General features: G+C 37.0%; 19 protein-coding genes and 1 pseudogene. 7 read left to right on the plus strand and 13 right to left on the minus strand.

Translation table 11 applies throughout. The features are described from left to right. Positions 1-14: 14 nt before the first annotated feature. The 4 genes from H5J24_RS03905 to H5J24_RS03915 all read right to left on the minus strand — a co-directional run bounded on the left by H5J24_RS03905 (position 15) and on the right by H5J24_RS03915 (position 1,208). Positions 15-410, minus strand: a complete 396-nt coding sequence (locus H5J24_RS03905) for a DUF7674 family protein (protein WP_068944310.1) — start codon at positions 408-410, stop codon at positions 15-17. A 51-nt stretch (positions 411-461) separates the two neighbouring features. After that, the gene (locus tag H5J24_RS25475; protein ID WP_262495895.1) at positions 462-593 is read right to left on the minus strand and encodes a hypothetical protein; all 132 of its coding nucleotides are present in this window, start codon (positions 591-593) and stop codon (positions 462-464) included. A gap of 82 nt (positions 594-675) precedes the next feature. Then, positions 676-1,032 carry a DUF7674 family protein gene (locus tag H5J24_RS03910; protein ID WP_068944309.1) on the minus strand — a complete coding sequence of 119 codons (357 nt, stop codon included), beginning with the start codon at positions 1,030-1,032 and terminating at the stop codon, positions 676-678. 11 nt (positions 1,033-1,043) lie between these two features. After that, a complete protein-coding gene (locus tag H5J24_RS03915) occupies positions 1,044-1,208 on the minus strand; it encodes a hypothetical protein (RefSeq protein ID WP_167387027.1) in 165 nt (54 codons plus the stop codon). A gap of 490 nt (positions 1,209-1,698) precedes the next feature. On the opposite strand from H5J24_RS03915, the gene H5J24_RS03920 reads away from it, so the two are divergent. From H5J24_RS03920 to H5J24_RS25850, 4 genes are all read left to right on the plus strand, one after another. Continuing rightward, positions 1,699-2,712 (plus strand): nucleoid-associated protein, encoded by a 1,014-nt coding sequence (locus H5J24_RS03920; RefSeq protein ID WP_068944308.1) that lies wholly within the window; start codon positions 1,699-1,701, stop codon positions 2,710-2,712. A gap of 218 nt (positions 2,713-2,930) precedes the next feature. Further along, positions 2,931-3,893, plus strand: a complete 963-nt coding sequence (locus H5J24_RS03925) for a hypothetical protein (protein ID WP_068944307.1) — start codon at positions 2,931-2,933, stop codon at positions 3,891-3,893. 191 nt (positions 3,894-4,084) lie between these two features. Next, positions 4,085-4,501 (plus strand): cyclase family protein, encoded by a 417-nt coding sequence (locus H5J24_RS25845; protein WP_346729953.1) that lies wholly within the window; start codon positions 4,085-4,087, stop codon positions 4,499-4,501. Continuing rightward, positions 4,501-4,854, plus strand: a complete 354-nt coding sequence (locus H5J24_RS25850) for a cyclase family protein (protein WP_346729986.1) — start codon at positions 4,501-4,503, stop codon at positions 4,852-4,854. Before H5J24_RS25845 ends, H5J24_RS25850 begins: the two co-directional genes overlap by 1 nt. A gap of 382 nt (positions 4,855-5,236) precedes the next feature. On the opposite strand, the pseudogene H5J24_RS03935 reads toward H5J24_RS25850, so the two are convergent. The 6 genes and pseudogenes from H5J24_RS03935 to H5J24_RS03960 all read right to left on the minus strand — a co-directional run bounded on the left by H5J24_RS03935 (position 5,237) and on the right by H5J24_RS03960 (position 12,503). Next, a pseudogene (locus H5J24_RS03935) lies at positions 5,237-5,991 on the minus strand (succinate dehydrogenase/fumarate reductase iron-sulfur subunit). Positions 5,992-6,003: 12 nt separating this feature from the next. Next, on the minus strand, positions 6,004-7,920 hold the full coding sequence (locus tag H5J24_RS03940; protein ID WP_068944304.1) for a fumarate reductase/succinate dehydrogenase flavoprotein subunit: 1,917 nt from the start codon (positions 7,918-7,920) through the stop codon (positions 6,004-6,006). Positions 7,921-7,932: 12 nt separating this feature from the next. Then, positions 7,933-8,589 (minus strand): succinate dehydrogenase cytochrome b subunit, encoded by a 657-nt coding sequence (locus H5J24_RS03945; RefSeq protein ID WP_068944303.1) that lies wholly within the window; start codon positions 8,587-8,589, stop codon positions 7,933-7,935. A 16-nt stretch (positions 8,590-8,605) separates the two neighbouring features. Continuing rightward, positions 8,606-10,036 carry an anion permease gene (locus tag H5J24_RS03950; RefSeq protein ID WP_068944302.1) on the minus strand — a complete coding sequence of 477 codons (1,431 nt, stop codon included), beginning with the start codon at positions 10,034-10,036 and terminating at the stop codon, positions 8,606-8,608. A gap of 17 nt (positions 10,037-10,053) precedes the next feature. After that, positions 10,054-11,172 carry a porin gene (locus H5J24_RS03955; protein ID WP_232816052.1) on the minus strand — a complete coding sequence of 373 codons (1,119 nt, stop codon included), beginning with the start codon at positions 11,170-11,172 and terminating at the stop codon, positions 10,054-10,056. 281 nt (positions 11,173-11,453) lie between these two features. Then, positions 11,454-12,503 carry a linear amide C-N hydrolase gene (locus tag H5J24_RS03960; RefSeq protein WP_068944300.1) on the minus strand — a complete coding sequence of 350 codons (1,050 nt, stop codon included), beginning with the start codon at positions 12,501-12,503 and terminating at the stop codon, positions 11,454-11,456. 370 nt (positions 12,504-12,873) lie between these two features. Here H5J24_RS03960 and H5J24_RS03965 point away from each other — a divergent pair, with 370 nt between their 5' ends. From H5J24_RS03965 to H5J24_RS03975, 3 genes are all read left to right on the plus strand, one after another. Then, complete coding sequence (locus tag H5J24_RS03965) at positions 12,874-15,072, plus strand: ATP-binding protein (RefSeq protein WP_068944299.1); 2,199 nt, start codon at positions 12,874-12,876, stop codon at positions 15,070-15,072. Between the two features lie 19 nt (positions 15,073-15,091). Continuing rightward, on the plus strand, positions 15,092-15,643 hold the full coding sequence (locus tag H5J24_RS03970; protein WP_068944298.1) for a biliverdin-producing heme oxygenase: 552 nt from the start codon (positions 15,092-15,094) through the stop codon (positions 15,641-15,643). Positions 15,644-15,761: 118 nt separating this feature from the next. Then, complete coding sequence (locus H5J24_RS03975; RefSeq protein ID WP_066697467.1) at positions 15,762-16,688, plus strand: malate dehydrogenase; 927 nt, start codon at positions 15,762-15,764, stop codon at positions 16,686-16,688. Between the two features lie 52 nt (positions 16,689-16,740). Here the strand turns inward: H5J24_RS03975 and H5J24_RS03980 are convergent, their stop codons facing one another. From H5J24_RS03980 to H5J24_RS03990, 3 genes are all read right to left on the minus strand, one after another. Continuing rightward, positions 16,741-17,082 (minus strand): hypothetical protein, encoded by a 342-nt coding sequence (locus H5J24_RS03980; protein WP_232816053.1) that lies wholly within the window; start codon positions 17,080-17,082, stop codon positions 16,741-16,743. Positions 17,083-17,317: 235 nt separating this feature from the next. Further along, positions 17,318-18,040 carry a YwqG family protein gene (locus H5J24_RS03985; RefSeq protein WP_068944297.1) on the minus strand — a complete coding sequence of 241 codons (723 nt, stop codon included), beginning with the start codon at positions 18,038-18,040 and terminating at the stop codon, positions 17,318-17,320. A 12-nt stretch (positions 18,041-18,052) separates the two neighbouring features. Beyond that, positions 18,053-18,313, minus strand: a complete 261-nt coding sequence (locus H5J24_RS03990; protein WP_068944296.1) for a hypothetical protein — start codon at positions 18,311-18,313, stop codon at positions 18,053-18,055. Between the last annotated feature and the right edge of the window lie 60 nt (positions 18,314-18,373).

Here is an 18,373-nt window from a genome sequence, read left to right on the forward strand (position 1 = left end):
GTATTCTTTGGAATTTATTTTCCGAAATAAATCTGATCCTGCTTCTGCTGCTCATTATAAATAATTTGAAAGCTTACCGGCATATACTGATAAAGAAGTTTCCAATGGGCAATCTTAGCATGTTTTTTAAAGCTTTCAAAAGATCTTACGAAGATGTTTTCAATCATTGTTCTTACATAGGAATTTCCATTTCTGTAAAGTCCATCCATCAGTTTGATATGATGGGCAATAATGTTGATCTTCGATTCTTTCAACAATCCTTTCAGATAATTGACTGTTGCCTGCATAATTCCTGCAAAGTTGTCCTGGCCAGACAGCTGTATGATTTCATTACGAAGTCGCGGATAGAAAAATTTTAAGTATTCAACAGCTATTTTTTGATTAATAGTTTGCATTTGTACTTTCATCATAATTAAGAATTTTTCAAACACTTTTTATTGCAGCGAAATGTATACCAAAATTTAAAGACATGCCGCAAAAATAAATACCCCTACAATCACAGCGATGTGAGTGAGTAATATCTCTGCATTGTGTCTGTTAGTCGTGTTTTTCCAGGTTTTCCAATCGGAAATTCTTCTGATTTTATTTTTCATAATCTATTGATTGTGAGTTATTTTTATTTTTGTTTAATTTAAACACTTTGTAATGAAACCTTTGAAAAATGTAATAAAAGTTTCATATACCATGACTGTAAATTTGTCTCGAATAGCTGTTTTTCAGGTCAGAAGAGATGTGACTGAAGATCATTTGGCGGTATTCCTTACTGCAAAACGTCGTAAAATTGTCCAGAGAGTAAATAAAAGTGTTCTCAATGGCATTTTTTAACAGCGTATCTCCATGAAGGTACATTTTGTCTATTTTTTGTAAACTTTTGAACAGCAGATTACTGTCATTCTGGCGGATCGTATTTTTGATACGTTCCGTGAAAGTCCGGATCACACTGTATGAGTTGGGACTTTTCGTTTCATCCAATTCTGTTTCAAAGTCAGGGAATAGCTCATTGATTTCCTGTACAGCTTGTAAATAGTTCATAGTATATATTGTTAAATGTGGTTTTGTTCCAACAGTTTAATGAAAGCTCCAAACATGAAAACGATTAAAAAAGCGATAAAAAGTAAATGATAAGGCTTCAACCATTTAGGCGTTTGAGGTCCTCTGCTTTTTAATCTTCTTAGTTTGTCTATTCTGTTCAATGTTTTCAAGTCCATTTTTGTATGTTTTGATAATCATGATGCCAATGGTATACCTTTGAAAATGAATTTTGTTTAATTGTTTGAAAAACAATTGTTTGTGTGTTTGTTTTTGAGGTTTGAAAGATGAAAAAGCATTTCAAAATGATAAGGATTTTATCAAATTGGAAGAAGCAGGAATTTTTTTAAAGTATTAGCCGTTTATGATATCAACCACAAAAGTCACAAAAGAATTTAAACATTTAAGTTACCTTGAAGTGACAAACTTGATGCATAAGAAGTACACTTTAGTTTTTTTAAATCTAAGATTTTCATCTTATTTGAACTTTTCAACAGGACTATTTTGAACTTCTTAAGTGAACTAAAGTGTTTTTGAAATAAAGTTTTTGTGACTTTTGACTTCGTAGAATTTTCGATTTGTGGTTTAAAGATTCAGTACAATCAAACCTGTTTTTCAGTTTCATGTGAAGAATAGAATGAATATCTTTGCAGTCCAAATATTCAGAAGATGTTTTCAAAAATAATAGTACACAGAGTCGGAAATAAGATCAACGGAGATTCTCTAACGCTTTCCCAGGAGGAATTGAAGCTGGAGGAAGGCATGGCAGAGATGCTTGAGGATTACTTTTTAGGATCATTCAAGTCAGAAGAAACTTTTCATTTTTACAGTGACACCTATTTGGTGAATAACCCGATTTATAGTGCTGTATCTGAAATTTTTGATGATAAGTCCAAATTTATCTGGGAATCTGAAAATATTGCAAAACACCTTTTTGAAGCGGCTGAAAACCCACGAGTTCAGAGTGGAGAGTTGTTTATCGTTCTTTTTGAAGATGAAAGTGACCGTCCAGATAAAGTAGATAAGATCGGGATCTTTAAAACGGAGAAAAGAGAATCATTCCTGAAAATTCATCCTACGGAAGAAACATTTGATATTGAAAAAGATCAGGGAATCGGTTTATCTAAAATTGATAAAGCAGCATTAATCTACAATAATAATAAAGATACAGGTTATGTACTTTCTGTAGTTGACAACAACAAAAACGGAGATATGTACTACTGGTTTGAAGATTTCTTAAAAGTAAAACAGCGTGATGATGAGTATTTCCACACTCAGGAAGCATTGATGGTTTACAAAGATTATATCACAAAGCAGCTTCCTCAGGAATTTGAAGTTTCAAAAGCGGACCAGGCGGATTTCCTGAATAAATCAATCAATTTCTTCAAAGAAAAAGAAGAGTTCAAATTGGATGAATTTACCAATGAAGTATTAGGAGATGAGCATGTGATTGAAAGTTTTGTGAACTTTAAAACCGATTATGAGCAGGATATGCAGGTGAATATTGCAGAAGAATTCCCGATCAATGAATCTGCTGTGAAAAAGACTCAAAGACACTTTAAAAGTATCATCAAACTAGATAAAAACTTCCATATTTACATCCACGGAGACAGACAGAAACTGGAGATGGGAGAGGATGATAAAGGAAAATATTACAGATTGTATTTCGATAAAGAAGTATAATTAAGAAGAGTTTTAGAAAGTTGGAAGCTGGAAGTTATGAAGGTTATAAGAACAGGTTTCGTCTGTTATTATCCTTTTAAGGTAAAGGTAATGGCGTCGTTAACTATTTTTAATGAAAACTGAAAGTAACTTCCTGCTTCTTTCTTCCAGCTTCCAGCCTTTATGTTTTTCATTAAAAATAATATCATAACTTTATTGCTGATTGCAAAACAGTAGTTATGAAATTTATGCTCATTTTCTGGGGAGCTTTCCTTATTTTTTTCTGCGTACCCTTTCCGATATTCATTTATATGATGACTGAGGAAGTTACAATAGGACCGAGAAATTCATTAGCGGTGAGCTATGGATATCTTGGTTTTTCTTTGTTAATATGGGGATATATTCTCATATTCTTCATTAATACTCTTTTCATTAAAACCTTTAAACAGAAGAATACCATGCATTCCATTTTGAGAAACGGAATTCCAAGAGAGGCAAAAATTATCCGCTATCAGCTTCTCAAATACTTTCCGAAAACCAATATGAATGCCATTCAGGTTGTGCTTTCATTTCCGAATCTTAGAAATACGATGATTGAGCATGAGATGATGTTTCATGATTCCAAACCTCAGGAAAAAAGATTTGATGTGGGAAACAGTGTAAAAGTGCTGTTGAATCCTAATGTGTCTCAGGAACCTTATTTTATTTTGAGTGATCAGAAAGTGGGATTCAATGCATCGGGAATGGTGCTAAGAGTTGTATTTATAGTATTGTTGATTGCTTACGTGGTAGGATTATATTCTTATTTCTATATGCGGGAATCCTTTGATTTTGGATGGAGGTTTCTCACTTTCATGCACCCTATTATTTTCAGCGGAATCATGACCCTCATTTATGTGTTGGTCTTTCAGTTGATTGTAGGAAAGTTTTTTAAGAATAATAAAGAAGAACGTATTTTGTTTGCCGGAAGAAATGCGGAAGCTCATATTCTCAGTGTCAGTGAAACAGGTGTTACCATTAATGATCAGCCGCAAATTATGTTTCAGGTTAGCTTTAAAGATTTCAGAGGAAATGAACAAATTGCTATCTATAAGAAAATTGTAAGCCTTCTGAATCTTTCTTCTGTACCTAAGAAAGGAGCTCTAGAGATTATGTATGATGAAAATGATCCGAAGAAGATTATGATTCCGAAGATATTTTAAAAGGTAGGAAGCACGAAGAAAGAAGCTGGAAGTTACTTTCAGTTTTAATTACTAATAATCAACCACATCATTAATTTTATCTCGAATAGGGTAAAACAAACGAATAACTGTTTTTGTGGTCTTTATAACTTTCATCTTCCAGCCCCCATCTTCCAATCTAACTTACTATCTTTATCCCCAAAGCGGATTCTATGAAAACAAACATTATCGATTTATCAAAACCTATTCAGTATAACGCCGGAGATCCATGGTTTATGAGAGTGAAAATCAAACATAAACCTCATAGAAAATCCCATTGGCTGATCCGTTTGGCATTGAATCTTCCTTTTAGGCTTTTTCCAAAAAACTGGACAGGTTGGGCAGATGATACGATTAAAAATATGGGACTTCATGCCACCACTCATATTGATGCACCTTGGCATTACGGACCTGAGGTGGAAGGAAAACCGGCTAAAACAATTGATCAGATTCCTTTAGAGTGGTGTTACGGAGACGGTATTGTTATAGACTGCAGCCACAAAGAAGATTTTGTAGCCATCACCGTTGATGATCTGAAAAAGATCTTGATAAAAATGGAATTACCATCCAGGAAGGAAATATTGTTTTAATCAGAACTGACAGGGATAAGTTGATGGGAACTCCTGACTTTGTAGAAAAAGGAACCGGAATGAGCCGTGAAGCAACTGAGTGGTTGATTGATCAAGGCGTGAAAGTAATGGGAATTGATCAATGGGGCTGGGATTTACCTTTAAAATTTATGGCTAAAAAAGCAAAAGAATTGAATGATCCTGAATACTTTTGGGAAGGCCACCGTGTGGGAATAGAAAAAGAATATCTGCATATAGAACAGCTAACCAATCTTCAGGCGCTGCCCCCTTCAGGTTTCAAAGTTTGCGTATTTCCGTTAAAGATCGTTGGCGGTTCTGCTGCTCCGGCAAGAGTAGTGGCCATGATGAATTAATAAAAATTGATCAAGTGCAAAATTTAGTTATTAGTACAAAATCTATACTTTTTATTGAACCAAAAGATCATTTTTAATCGCAAAGAAATATGATTCAAGTGCTTTATTTTAGGAAGCTAAAAAGTGCAACTTTGTTGCTGAAGAAGCTTAGTGGATATGCATTTGCTTAGAATGAATCAATGAAATTTATTCCATCCTTTGCTCCCTTGAAAATAGGAGATAATATACTAAAAACTTTGCGTTAAATTAAATTCCATAAATATCAGCAATACGATCACCCAGCTTTTGAGACTGATCCATAAAACTTTGTTTAAAAAAGAAAGAGCAAACCTGCATTTGCAGATTCACCCTTTCACAAAGTATCATTTTTAGCGTTCTTCGTTTATTTATCCTTTTTATTGAAAAATAGAGCTCTGTTGTATTCAAAATTCATTCTGGCAATATTCAGAACGGAAATTCCCTGCGGGCATTCCACTTCACAGGCTTCCGTATTGGAACAGTGCCCGAATAGTTCGGTATCCATCTGAGAAACCATATCCAGTACACGTTTGCTTCTTTCTTCTTTACCCTGAGGGAGCAATGCCATATGAGAAATCTTGGCAGAAGTAAATAAAGCTGCACTTCCGTTTTTACAAGTAGCCACACACGCGCCACATCCAATGCATGCTGCAGAATCAAAAGCTTCCTCAGCAGTCTGATGGGTTACCGGAATAGCTGTAGCATCAGGAGCCTGGCCTGTATTCACAGATACAAAACCTCCTGAAGAAATAATCCTGTCAAAGGCAGAACGGTCTACCTTTAAATCTTTTTCACTGGAAATGCTCCTGCACGGAAAGGTTCTATCAGAATAGTTTCACCATCTTTAAAAGAACGCAGATGAAGCTGGCAGGTCGTTGTATTTTTTAAAGGACCATGAGCTATACCGTTAATCATCATTCCACATTGGCCGCAGATTCCTTCACGGCAGTCGTGATCGAATTCTACAGGCTCATCTCCTTCGGTAATCAGTTTCTCATTTAATGTATCCAGCATTTCAAGGAAAGACATGTGAGAGTTCAGGTCTTTAAGGTCATAGCTGACCAGTTTTCCCTCACTTTTTCTGTCTTTCTGTCTCCATATCTTAAGGTGTAAATCCATAATTTTTGTTTTTTATTTGTAACTTCTTACCGTTGGCTGTATTTCTTCAAAGATTAATGGTTCTTTAACCAGTTCAGGTTCACCGTTTTCACCTGTCCATGCCCATGCTGAGATAAACTGGTATTCTGCGTCATTTCTCATGGCTTCACCATCCGGAGTTTGGTATTCTTCACGGAAGTGAGCACCACAGGACTCATTGCGGGTTAAAGCATCATAACACATCAGTTCTCCGATTTCAAAATAATCCGCAACACGGCCAGCCTTTTCCAGCTCGGCATTCATCTTATCCCCTTGCCCGGAAACCCTTACGTCTTTGTAGAACTCCTGTTTTAGTTTTCTGATTTCCTGGATAGCATATTTAAGTCCTTCCTCATTTCTTGCCAGTCCGCAATAATCATAAAGAAGCTTTCCTAAAGTTTTATGGAAATAATCAACGGTTTTGGTTCCTTTGATATTCATTAAATTCTGAATCTGGTTTTTAACGGCATTTTCAGCCTGCTCAAACTCAGGAGCATCCGGCGATATTTTTCCGGTGTGAATTTCATCGGCCAGATAATTGGCGACCGTATAAGGAGCAATAAAATATCCATCTACAGAAGCTTGTAAAAGAGAGTTGGCTCCCAATCTGTTGGCTCCATGATCTGCAAAATTAGCTTCACCTAAGGCAAATAGCCCCGGAACGGTCGTCATCAATTCATAATCTACCCAAAGGCCACCCATGGAAAAGTGAGCAGAAGGAGAGATCATCATTGGCTCTTTATAAGCGTCATATCCGGTGATTTTAAGATACATATCGAATAAGTTTCCATATTTCTCTTTGATTTTATCTTTTCCTTGTTCTTTAATTGCTTTTGAAAAATCAAGATATACTGCATTTTTCAAAGGACCGATTCCGAAACCTGCATCAATTCTTTCTTTGGCTGCACGGGAAGAAATATCTCTTGGAGCTAAGTTTCCGAATGCCGGATATCTTCTTTCCAGATAATAGTCTCTTTCATCTTCAGGAATATCATTCGGAGCTCTGTTTTCATCCTGTTTTGCAGGAACCCAGATTCTTCCGTCATTACGCAATGATTCAGACATCAATGTTAATTTTGATTGATAATCTCCGGATTGCGGAAGGGAAGTAGGGTGTACCTGAATCCAGCTTGGAGAAGCCATTAAAGCTCCTTTCTTATGGGCTCTCCAGATGGCGGAACCATTACATCCCATAGCCAATGTAGATAGATAATAAATCTTTCCATACCCTCCGGTTGCCAATATGACAGCATGAGCGGCGTGTCTTTCAATTTCTCCGGTATCTAAGTTTCTTACGATAATTCCTCTTGCTTTGCCGTCAATAATGACCAGATCAAGCATTTCATGTCTTGAAAATAATTGTACAGAACCTTTTCCAACCTGTCTCATCAAAGCCTGATAAGCTCCCAGAAGCAATTGCTGTCCGGTTTGTCCTCTGGCATAGAACGTTCGGCTCACCTGAACCCCTCCAAAAGAACGGTTGTTAAGGTAACCGCCATATTCCCGGCCAAAAGGAACACCTTGTGCTACGGCCTGATCGATGAGGTTTAAAGAACATTCCGCCATTCGGTAAACGTTGGCTTCACGGGCTCTGAAGTCTCCACCTTTCAAGGTATCAACAAACATCCTGTACACACTGTCACCATCGTTTTTATAATTTTTAGCAGCATTTACACCACCTTGAGCCGCTACAGAGTGCGCTCTTCTCGGACTGTCCTGGAAACAAAATGCCTTTACATTATAGCCCATTTCTCCTAAAGAGGCAGCGATAGAACTTCCGGCAAGACCCGTCCCTACAACAATCACATCAAGCTTTTTGCGGTTGGCCGGGTTCACAAGCTTGGCTTTCTTTTTATAATATGCCCATTTCTGTTCCAATGGGCCTTGTGGTATTTTTGAATCTAAAATCATGATAGGTCTTTTTTAATGATAAGTAAAGAATACATAAACAGGCATCAGGGCAAAACCTAAACTGATAATGATAGAGTAGGCTGTTCCGATGATTTTAACCCATTTCACAAACTTCGGATGGTATAATCCAAGAGTTCTTACGGAACTGTACAATCCGTGGATCAGGTGATAGCATAGTGCAATCATAGAAAGCACATAAATAACCACATACCACCATTCTTTAAATACAGTGACTACCAAAATATATAAGTCCTTATTTCCATTCTCATCCAATGGCGGATTTCCGAATTTATAGACATACCAGAAATTTTGAAAATGAATGACTAAAAAGAGCAGGATTAAGGTTCCGAGGATTCCCATATTTCTGGAAGCCCATTTGCTGGCTCTTCCACGCTTGTCAGACTGATAACCGCCTCCTGATTTTTTATTTTTTAAAGTAATCATCAGCCCATCTACAGCATGCAGGATGATACTGGCATACAAAACGTAAGAAACTATTTTGATAATGATATTTCCTGATAAAAAATGCGAATAAGCATTGAATTGCAGATGAGCCTGCTCCTGAGGCAGAAATAGCTGAAGATTTCCGAGGAAATGAATCAACAGGAAGAATCCCAAAAAGAGTCCTGTAAGGCACATCAGCATTTTTCTTGACAATGTTGATAACATAGAGTTGATTTAATAATTAATAATATCCTAAAACTTTCATCCATAGACCTCCTACAACCATATAGATGATTAAGAGAACGATTCCTATTTCAAGACCACGGAGCCACCAGGCTTTCAGATCTACATATCCACTACCGAAGAATACCGGTGCAGGACCGTGTCCATAATGAGTAAGCACACCATAAATAGATCCCATGAAACCTAACATCATCGCTAATAGCATAGGCGGAATTCCTAAAGAAACACCTACACCTAACAAGGCTGCATACATAGCAGCTACATGAGCCGTAGCACTTGCAAAAATATAGTGACTGAAGAAGTAAACGACGATAATAACCGGGAAAGCTACCTGCCAGCTCAAACCTCCGATCTGAACTTTAATAAGGTTACTGAACCAGCCAATAAAGCCTAATTCATTTAAAGAACTTGCCATCATTACTAAAACAGCGAACCAAACAATGGTATCCCAAGCTCCTTTTTCACCTTTTACATCCTCCCAGGTTAATACTGAGGTTAGTAACAGTAAAGTTAATCCGATAAATGCGGTAGTTGTGGCGTCAATAGAAAGTGCTCCGCCAAAGATCCAAAGGAATAAAAGAATGAAGAAAGCTAGAAGCATTAACCATTCATTTCTGGAAATGGGTCCCATTTCTTTTAATTTCTGAGCGGCCATTTTCGGGGCATCTCCTGTCTTTTTCAATTCAGGTGGATATAATTTATACAAGACCAAAGGAACTACGAAGAACGCTACTAAACCTGGTACAAAACCAGCTGCAGCCCAAGACATCCATGTAATATCGATACCAAGGTTGGCTGCAAACTTTTGACACATCGGGTTACTTGCTGTTCCGGTTAAGAACATAGAAGAAGCGATGAGGTTCATATAATAACTGTTCAACGTTAAGAATGAGCCCAATTTTCTATGGGTTTCCGGTTTTTCAGGAACGGAATCAAAGCTTATGGCCATAGATTTCATGATTGGGTAAATAATTCCTCCTCCTCTTGCGGTGTTACTAGGAATAGCCGGAGCCAGACAAACATCAGCAAGCCCTAATCCGTAAGCTAATCCTAATGAACTTTTACCGAAAACTCTGATGAACAAAAAGGCAATACGGTTTCCAAGTCCTGTTTTGATAAATCCTCGGGCAATAAAGAATGAAATCCCGATCAGCCAGATCACTTTATCTCCAAATCCGGAAAGCGCTTTGGTAATTGATTTTCCGGCATCTCCGGGAGCTACCACTTGGGTAAGGGCAGTAAATCCAATCGCCATCATACACATCGTCCCCATAGGAGCGGCTTTTAGAATAATTCCTAAAATAGTTGCCGCAAAGATGGCAAACAGATGCCAGGCATTCTCAGCAACCCCTTTGGGAGCAGGAATGAACCAGATGATTAACGCAACGACAAATGTGATCGCAACGTTTTTAATATTAATTTCTTTCATAATTTTCTATTTAATCCTTAGAACCTACTTTGTACTTGCACTATGAATAGATTGTTGTTGTATTGATTAGTATTTTCTACCTGGTATTTGTAGCGGTCGAATTGTACACCCAGCTGAATTCTTGCGCCATAGTTTTTCAGGAATTCAAGACCTACCATGGGAGTGATAGTTTGTCTAGGATTGGATGCCATTCTGAAATTTGTATCCAGATATTCATATCGGCAAGACAATTCGAAAGCGCTTAGGTTTTTGTGATTGATCTCATACCTCAGATTCGGAAGAAAATAAACTCCACGAATCAGATATTGATCCGGATTATCAGGTCTTACTTCAGGAGCGATAGAATTGTACAGAACGTGGTTGGTAGCCTGTTTTGCTTCCAGCTGCATATCTAGGCTCCATCTCGGATCAAAATGAACCATCGAGCTGAGGTCAATCCCTACAGCATATACTTTTTTGCTAAATACCTCACCGATCCCTCCGTTTAATCCAACATTGAAATTATATTTCTTGGATAATCCGAAAAGTAACCGTGTTGAATATTGTTTTCCGTTGTCATTATCATTGATCTGGTTTTTCCCGTTTCCGTTGACAACAGACACCGCATATTGAAGTGGTATCTCTCCTAATTTTACTTGTCCTGTGGCAGAAAGTCCAATCTGAAAGCTCGTCCAGCCCAGTTTTCCAAATTCAGAATATTGATTAGACCAGTCCAGGGATTTAATAATATCGATAGGGTAGGTCTCCTCAATACCGAACCAGGGTCTGAACTGTCCAACGGTAAATGCCAACTTGGGACTGAAAGTGTATTTCAGATAGGCATTTTCAAGGACTCTGCTTTTGGGATCATTTTTGAAATCTGCGAAGTTAGCCAAGGCTACCACTTCAGTACGTTTACTGATTTGTGCTCTTACCTGAACCCTCATGTATTTCAGCATGAAATTATTGCTGGTTCCTGATCCGTCTGAATGATGAAGGCCGTTTACATCTACATCCTTGCTCATTCCTACCAGATAGCGTGCCTGAAAAAGCCCTTTGATCTGAAGTTGAGGATATTTCACATGATCTTCTTCCTGTGGTTGGGGGGTGGTCTGTAGAGAATCCTGTATCTGTGCATTGGCTGAAAAACAGCTCATGAGAATACACAGAATTAAGCTTCTCTTTTTAATGAAAAAAAGGCCATATCTATTTGTTTAATTTTTGCTTTTTTGAATGCTCGTAAGCATAAAAGTTCCTGTCTCGATCCTTAAAAAGTTGAGGGGATGCACTGCACGTGCCCACATATGATAAAACTTTTATTGCTTTGCTCCTTCCGTTATATCTCCGATATATGCATCTTCAGAGGAAGGAAATGATCTTAATATTCTATTCTGAATATCATGATTCAGAATTACATCTTTATTTTAAACCTGAATTTTTATTCCAGACCTAAGAATTTGAAAGATGGAGTTTCTTTGAAGCTGGTATTTGATTTACCGTGATAGGTCTGATAGTTGCTTAGGTCCAGCTTCATTACTTTCCCTTTAGCACTCAGATCAAAATCTTTAAGATCTACCCAAAATGTATTGGGAGTAAAAACGGTTTCAAAATAATATACCAGATTCTTCTGATCCGAAACAGAACGCCATCTTGTAGAAGAAATATTAGGTTCAGTAGGAGAAGAAATGCCATATGGCACAGAACAGTTTCTGATAACACTGAATACGCTGGCTACAGCAGTACGGGTGTCAGCCGTTTTAGGAATTGCATCAATGTAATAAGAAGCTCTTACAAAACGATCGGCGGCACGGTTAGTTCCTGGAAGCATCACCGTTCCCGGGATCCCTTTCCAGTAATTGTTAAGAGCAAGCTGCTCATCAAAAATAGGAGAGTTGGTCATTACTGTGTAAGACGGATCATGATGGATCACCAGTTTTCCGTTGATGTATTCTAATACAGCATTATCTCCTGAAGCGTCAGAAAGAGAAAGGTGAATGGTTGTAAATCTTTCTGTTCCCGGAATATTATCACTCACTACTACAAATGGTTCTTTTCTTGAAAATTCCACCGCTTCTTTTACCGTTGAGAAGTTGTCGAGATAATATTGTGCCCACAGAGAGATGGCAAGGCCTTTTTTCCCTCCTTTAGGATCGAATTTAGGATATTGAGACTCTCCTAACCACAGCATATTCGCTACCAGACCTTTTTCGTTCATTCCGTCTGCAGAAGCAATATCCCAGGTAGAACTGATGACACTTCCGTATTTGGAAGTCCATTTTACAGATTTAGGACCGGTTTGGCCATTGCGGTCTATTCCTTTCGGGAAAACCCAGATATTAGCCGGAATCTCATCACGCCAGTCCATAGAGCGGGCAGTAAGAATAGTATTTTGCGGACCTTTGTATACAACGCGGGTACATGCTTCTGACGGATTCCATAATCCTACTGAAAGAACAAGAGAAAATAAAATTAATGGGAACTTTTTCATAATAGTATTATTTGAATTTAAAATTTATATTGAAATTATTGTGAATAATTCAATTGTTTTGTGGTGGTATTCATTATTTGGTGATATAAATTTAGTTAAATTTGTTTAAATAACATAATTATTTTAGCTGATAAGCTGCATTTCATGTTATGAATCATGGTTTAGTGTGTAAAAACGCCATTATTGGGAAATTTTTCGTATATTTTAGAGATATCACAGCAAAATTGGTTGAAAATCGATGATTTTTCAATGAAAATAAGCCCAGCTTTTCTACTGTATGATACCAGATTAGCGAGGTGATAATTATGTACCACATCACCAAAATCAGTTAAAAAAAGCGCTATCTTTGATAGATAGACTGAAAAGAAATATGAATTTTGTAGAATGTCATGAAGAACCTATCCATATTCCGGGTTCTATACAAAGTTTTGGCTATCTGATTGGCATTGATGCAGAATCTCACTCCATTACTTTTTTAAGCCGGAACATTTCGGATATTTTTAAAATCGAAAACCAGGATGAGTTATTCGGAAGGAGACTTACGGATTTCCCGGAAAGTTTTCAGAACATTATTGATTCGGATATTTACACTTCCCTGGATCGCTTTACCAGAAGGGAGAATGAAACCTATTTCGATAAAATCTTTATTGATGAAACAGAATATCACTTTTCTGTTTTCAGAAGCAATGGATCTATTTTTCTTGAGTTTGAAGAAGTTCTGATTAATCCGGATAAAAGGATTTCCAATAAATACGATAACTTTTATGTGATTGATGATGAACAGGAACTTTGGAATCACTTGCTGGAAACCCTATCTAAGGTTGTGAATTATGACCGGACAATGGTCTATAAATTTATGATGGACGGTTCCGGAAAGGTCATTGCTGAGAAGAAAAATGAAGATATGGAAAGTTTTCTCGGGCTTCACTATCCTGAATCGGATATCCCGAAACAGGCAAGAGATCTTTATCTTAAAAAGAGAAAAAGAATCTTCAGTAATGTCTATGCAGATACGGTTCCTGTGGTAAGCAAAACGATGGAGGATATTGATTTGAGTCTTTCTGCATCGCGGGCTATGTCTCCTGTTCATGGGCAATATCTTAAAAATTCAGGAGTTTCTTCCAGTTTTAGTGTATCAATTATTATAGATAATCATCTTTGGGGATTGGTGACCTGCCAGAATGTAGAGCCTAAGCATATTGATCTTGAAGACAGGGTTCAGGCTGGAATTTTTACAGCATTGGCTGCAAATGCCTATTCCTCTTTTAAATCTAAAAATGAACTGAATCACCGTTTAGAACTCAATGAGAGAATCTCACAGCTTAAAACGGAGTTTTTAAAACATAATAATTTATTTGATTCCCTGTGGGAAAGTAAATCCGAGATTATGAATCTGCCGGAAGCAGATGGTTTGGCCATTGTATCTGATGAAAACATAATTACTGAAGGAGTGACCCCGGCAATGGATTGTATCAACAGGATTGTACATTGGGCTCTTGAAAATACGGCGGATAGAATTTATGTTAACCGTAGCTTCCTTAAAAACCATGGTCAAGAATTAGAACTTTCTGAAAATGCAGCGGGAATCATTATTTATTTTATTGAAAGAGATAAAAATGAGATGCTGATCTGGTTCCGTAAAGAATTCGATGAGCATATTGACTGGGCCGGAAATCCGGAAAAGAAAATAGGGGTGTTTTCTCAAAATGGAGAAGACAGACAGATGATTTCCCCAAGAACTTCATTCCGTATTTTTACTGAAAATATTAAAGGACATTCCAAAAGATGGAATTCCAGAAATGTAAGTTCTGTACAGGCTGTGAGAGACCTTATTTTAGAAACTTCTCATAAGAATTATAACGCGATCAAAAGGCTTAATGACGAGCTCAAAAAAGTGAATGAAGAGCTGGATAGTTTTTCCTATACCATCTCTCATGATCTAGGAACCCCTTTAACGGTTATGAAACTGAATGCCCAAATGCTGTTGGGAAATCTTACCGATGGTTCCGAAAAGAGTAAGACAAAGATCAACACGATTATTGAGGAAATCGATAATATGGCTGAAATGATGCAGGACGTTCTGCAGCTCAGCCGTGCAAAACATAGCGAAATACAGCTTGAAACTCTGAAAACAAGCAATACCATTCAAAAGATCTCAGACAACGCTAAGATCACCTATGGAAGTCCGAAAAGTGAGATTGTTATTAAAGAATGTCCGGATGTTTTGGCTGATAAAACGATGCTTCACCAGGTATTTCTGAATATCATCAATAATGCAGTGAAATATTCGTCTCATAAAGATCAGCCTAAAGTAGAAATTGAAGGGACGGAAGATGGGCAAACTATTGTCTACAGAATTTCAGACAACGGAATCGGGATTCCGGAATCTGAAAAGCATAAGATGTTCAAGATCTTCAACCGAATGGATAATGCCAAGAAGTTCAAAGGAAACGGAGTAGGGTTGTCTATTGTTCACCGTATTATGAAAAGAATAGGCGGAGATATAGATTATGAGAGTAATAAAGAGGGGACATCCTTCATTTTAACGTTCAAAAAGCCTTACATTTGAGAAACTTTAAAATGTAATTATGGTATCAGAATATCTTAAACACAATACAGCAGAGTATCACGATGCAGCCGAGAAACTTTTTAATTCTGAAAAGATTTTTAATAAAACCTTCACTTTAGAAGATTATAAAAAGATCATCCATACCAATTACCTGATGCTTCTTCACAGTGAAGATAAAATATTCAACAGCCTTTCCAATAAGTATGCTGATAAACTTCAGCTTGCTGAAAGAAAGAAGCTTCCTCTTATTGAAAAGGACCTTGAGAGTCTTTCTCTTGAAAATCAACCGGCCTCCCATCATCTTGAATTTGAAAATGAACATGAAGCTTTAGGGGCCATGTATGTCATTGAAGGTTCTACATTGGGAGGGAATGTAATTGCCAAGCAGCTTTCGAAAACGGAAGGTTTTGATGCGGTGACTTTTAACTTCTTCGGATGCTATCAGGAAAATACAGGAGCCATGTGGAAGAACTTTAAGGAGGTTTTGGACACTGAAGTTTCAGAGGAAAAGTACGGAGAAGTGCTGTCTGGCGCGAAAAAGCTGTACTCATTTTTACTGAATGTCAACTAATTCCTTTTAATGCTAATAAATTTCCTGAAAAATTGTGCATTTTTTCAGGATTTATTAAATTTGGGAAGTTTCAAAATTAAATAGTAACTAAACAATAAATAATTAAAAAAGTAACAATATGAAAGTAACTGTAGTAGGTGCAGGCGCTGTAGGAGCAAGCTGTGCAGAATACATCGCAATGAAGAACTTCTGTTCAGAAGTAGTTTTGGTAGATATTAAAGAAGGGTTTGCTGAAGGTAAGGCAATGGATTTGATGCAGACAGCGTCGCTTAACGGATTCGATACAAAAATTACCGGAACAACAGGAGATTACAGCAAAACTGCAGGTTCTCATGTAGCCGTAATCACTTCAGGGATTCCAAGAAAACCTGGAATGACAAGAGAAGAGTTGATCGGTATCAATGCGGGTATCGTGAAAGAAGTTACTGAAAACTTAGTAAAACATTCTCCGGAAGTAATCATCATCGTAGTTTCTAACCCAATGGATACGATGGCTTATTTGGTACACAAAACTTCAGGTCTTCCTAAGCACAAAATCATTGGAATGGGTGGTGCATTAGACTCTGCAAGATTCAAATACAGATTGGCTGAAGCATTAGAAGCTCCAATTTCTGATGTTGATGGTATGGTAATCGCTGCTCACAGTGATACTGGTATGCTTCCATTATTGAGCAAAGCGACAAGAAATGGAGTTCCTGTAACTGAATTCTTGAACGATGACCAACAAAAATATGTTATCGAAGAAACTAAAGTAGGAGGGGCTACGCTTACTAAACTATTAGGAACTTCTGCTTGGTATGCACCAGGTGCAGCTGTTTCTGTAATGGTTCAGGCTATTGCTTGTGATCAAAAGAAAATGATCCCTTGTTCTTTAATGCTTGAAGGGGAATACGGTCAAAACGATATCTGTTTAGGAGTTCCGGCTATCATCGGAGCAAACGGAGTAGAATCAATCGTAAATGTAACATTAACTGCTGAGGAGCAATTGAAATTCGCTGAAGCTGCTAATGCAGTAAGAGAAGTGAATGGAGATCTTAAATTCTAATATACTGAATTTTTTATTTATATAGACCCCCGCGCCCGAAGGGCGCGGGGGTCTATTCATATGCTTTCATCAATATATAGCATGTTACTGCTATTTCTCTGACTTTCATATAGTCAGCATATTTATTGTCTGCTGTGCCTTCATCAATACAAACTTTCAAATTATTAGCATCAAATTTCATCTCCTGAATGGAGGTGTAAGTTTGATTTTCAGCTCTTTTAAGGCTTGCCATAAAATCGGCACATGTTGCTAGTTTGTTTTGATCTGAAGCTGATTTCCATTCAATAATAGTTTTATCATGAAGGTTTCCGTTTTTAGTCCATTCAGTTTCTGGATTAGTTTTTTGTGAACATGATAGTAAGGATAAAACGGATAAGAAGAATAGTTTTTTCATGATAATGACATTAGTATTCAAACTTAGAATATTTTATCAGAGGCAGATTACAGAAATCCATAAAAATTGATTTAAATATTTTCGGCGAGGCCAAAGGCCTCTCCGAAAATATTTTTATTTAATAAGTCATTTTGTTTTGAAATTCTGGATGTAATGAAGTGAAATGAAGAATTTAAACGACATATAAGATTCTTCCTTCATCAGAAAACAATATGTAAAACTATGTCTAAGTACCTTAATAAAAATCGTAGTACAAACTCCATTCACCAGTTTCTTTATTCTTGGCAAACATAAAACTTCCACTGTCAATCACATTCAGTTGAGCCTTGTTATCTGAAGAAACTTGGAAAACAAACTCAAAACCTTCTCCAAAACCATCTTTGAAGCCAATGCCCGGCTGGCAGAATGATGGATAACCACCCAATTTAGTACTGTAGCAGTGCTTAATGATATTATAATAACTGTTGAAATGTCCTTCTCTTTCAAGCTTAACAATTTCAGAGATTAATTTGTAATCTATATCCTCAATTCCGCCACCATCCCATAAAGGAGCGTCTTTAGGATATAATTCGGAGCGCAGTGGAAATGGTTTTAAGTAAGAAACCGGACTTTGTAAATCTTTGATGATAATATTCTCCAGACTATCATATTCTCTGATTAACCAGTTTTCCCCCATCTTCTCAAAAGTTTCTGGAAAGTCTTGAGAGATAAAGACTGTAATTAATTTTTTATCCTTGATCTGTTCAGGTACAAAAGGTTGGTTGGGAAGATAGAACTGGATAAGCGGCATCATTGGGTCACCATTTTTATCCAAAGGAATTTCTTCATCTTCAGCATAGGCAAATACCCGTCCGATCCATGATTCTTCCAAAATATTAAGAGGTCTGAAGCCGCCAGTAAAAAATTCTGTGGCAGGCTTCTCTATTTTATCTTTAATTTCTTGAATTCTGTTATCCATTTAGTTGTAATTTTAGTCTTCTTCTTTAAATTCATCCATCATCAAATTATGATACCCATTATATTCAGCTTTTTCTTTCTCTGTAAATGCATCAAGTTTCAATGTTAGGTTTTTAGCTTCTAAAGTGGAAATCTGTTGATTATGTTGAGTAAATGTAAAACATCCGAGATATGAAATTCCACTGTCTTTTAATTCTCTTATTTTCTTGCTCAGTTCCTGTTGGTTTAGAACGCCACAAGTAAGAGCAGCTTCTTTTATTTCGGTAATAGTCATAGTGATTGTTGATGTCTATTCAAAGATAAAAAATTGAATAAGGATAAAGAAATTAATATT

The organism is Chryseobacterium capnotolerans, from assembly GCF_021278965.1.
GTDB lineage: Bacteria > Bacteroidota > Bacteroidia > Flavobacteriales > Weeksellaceae > Chryseobacterium > Chryseobacterium capnotolerans.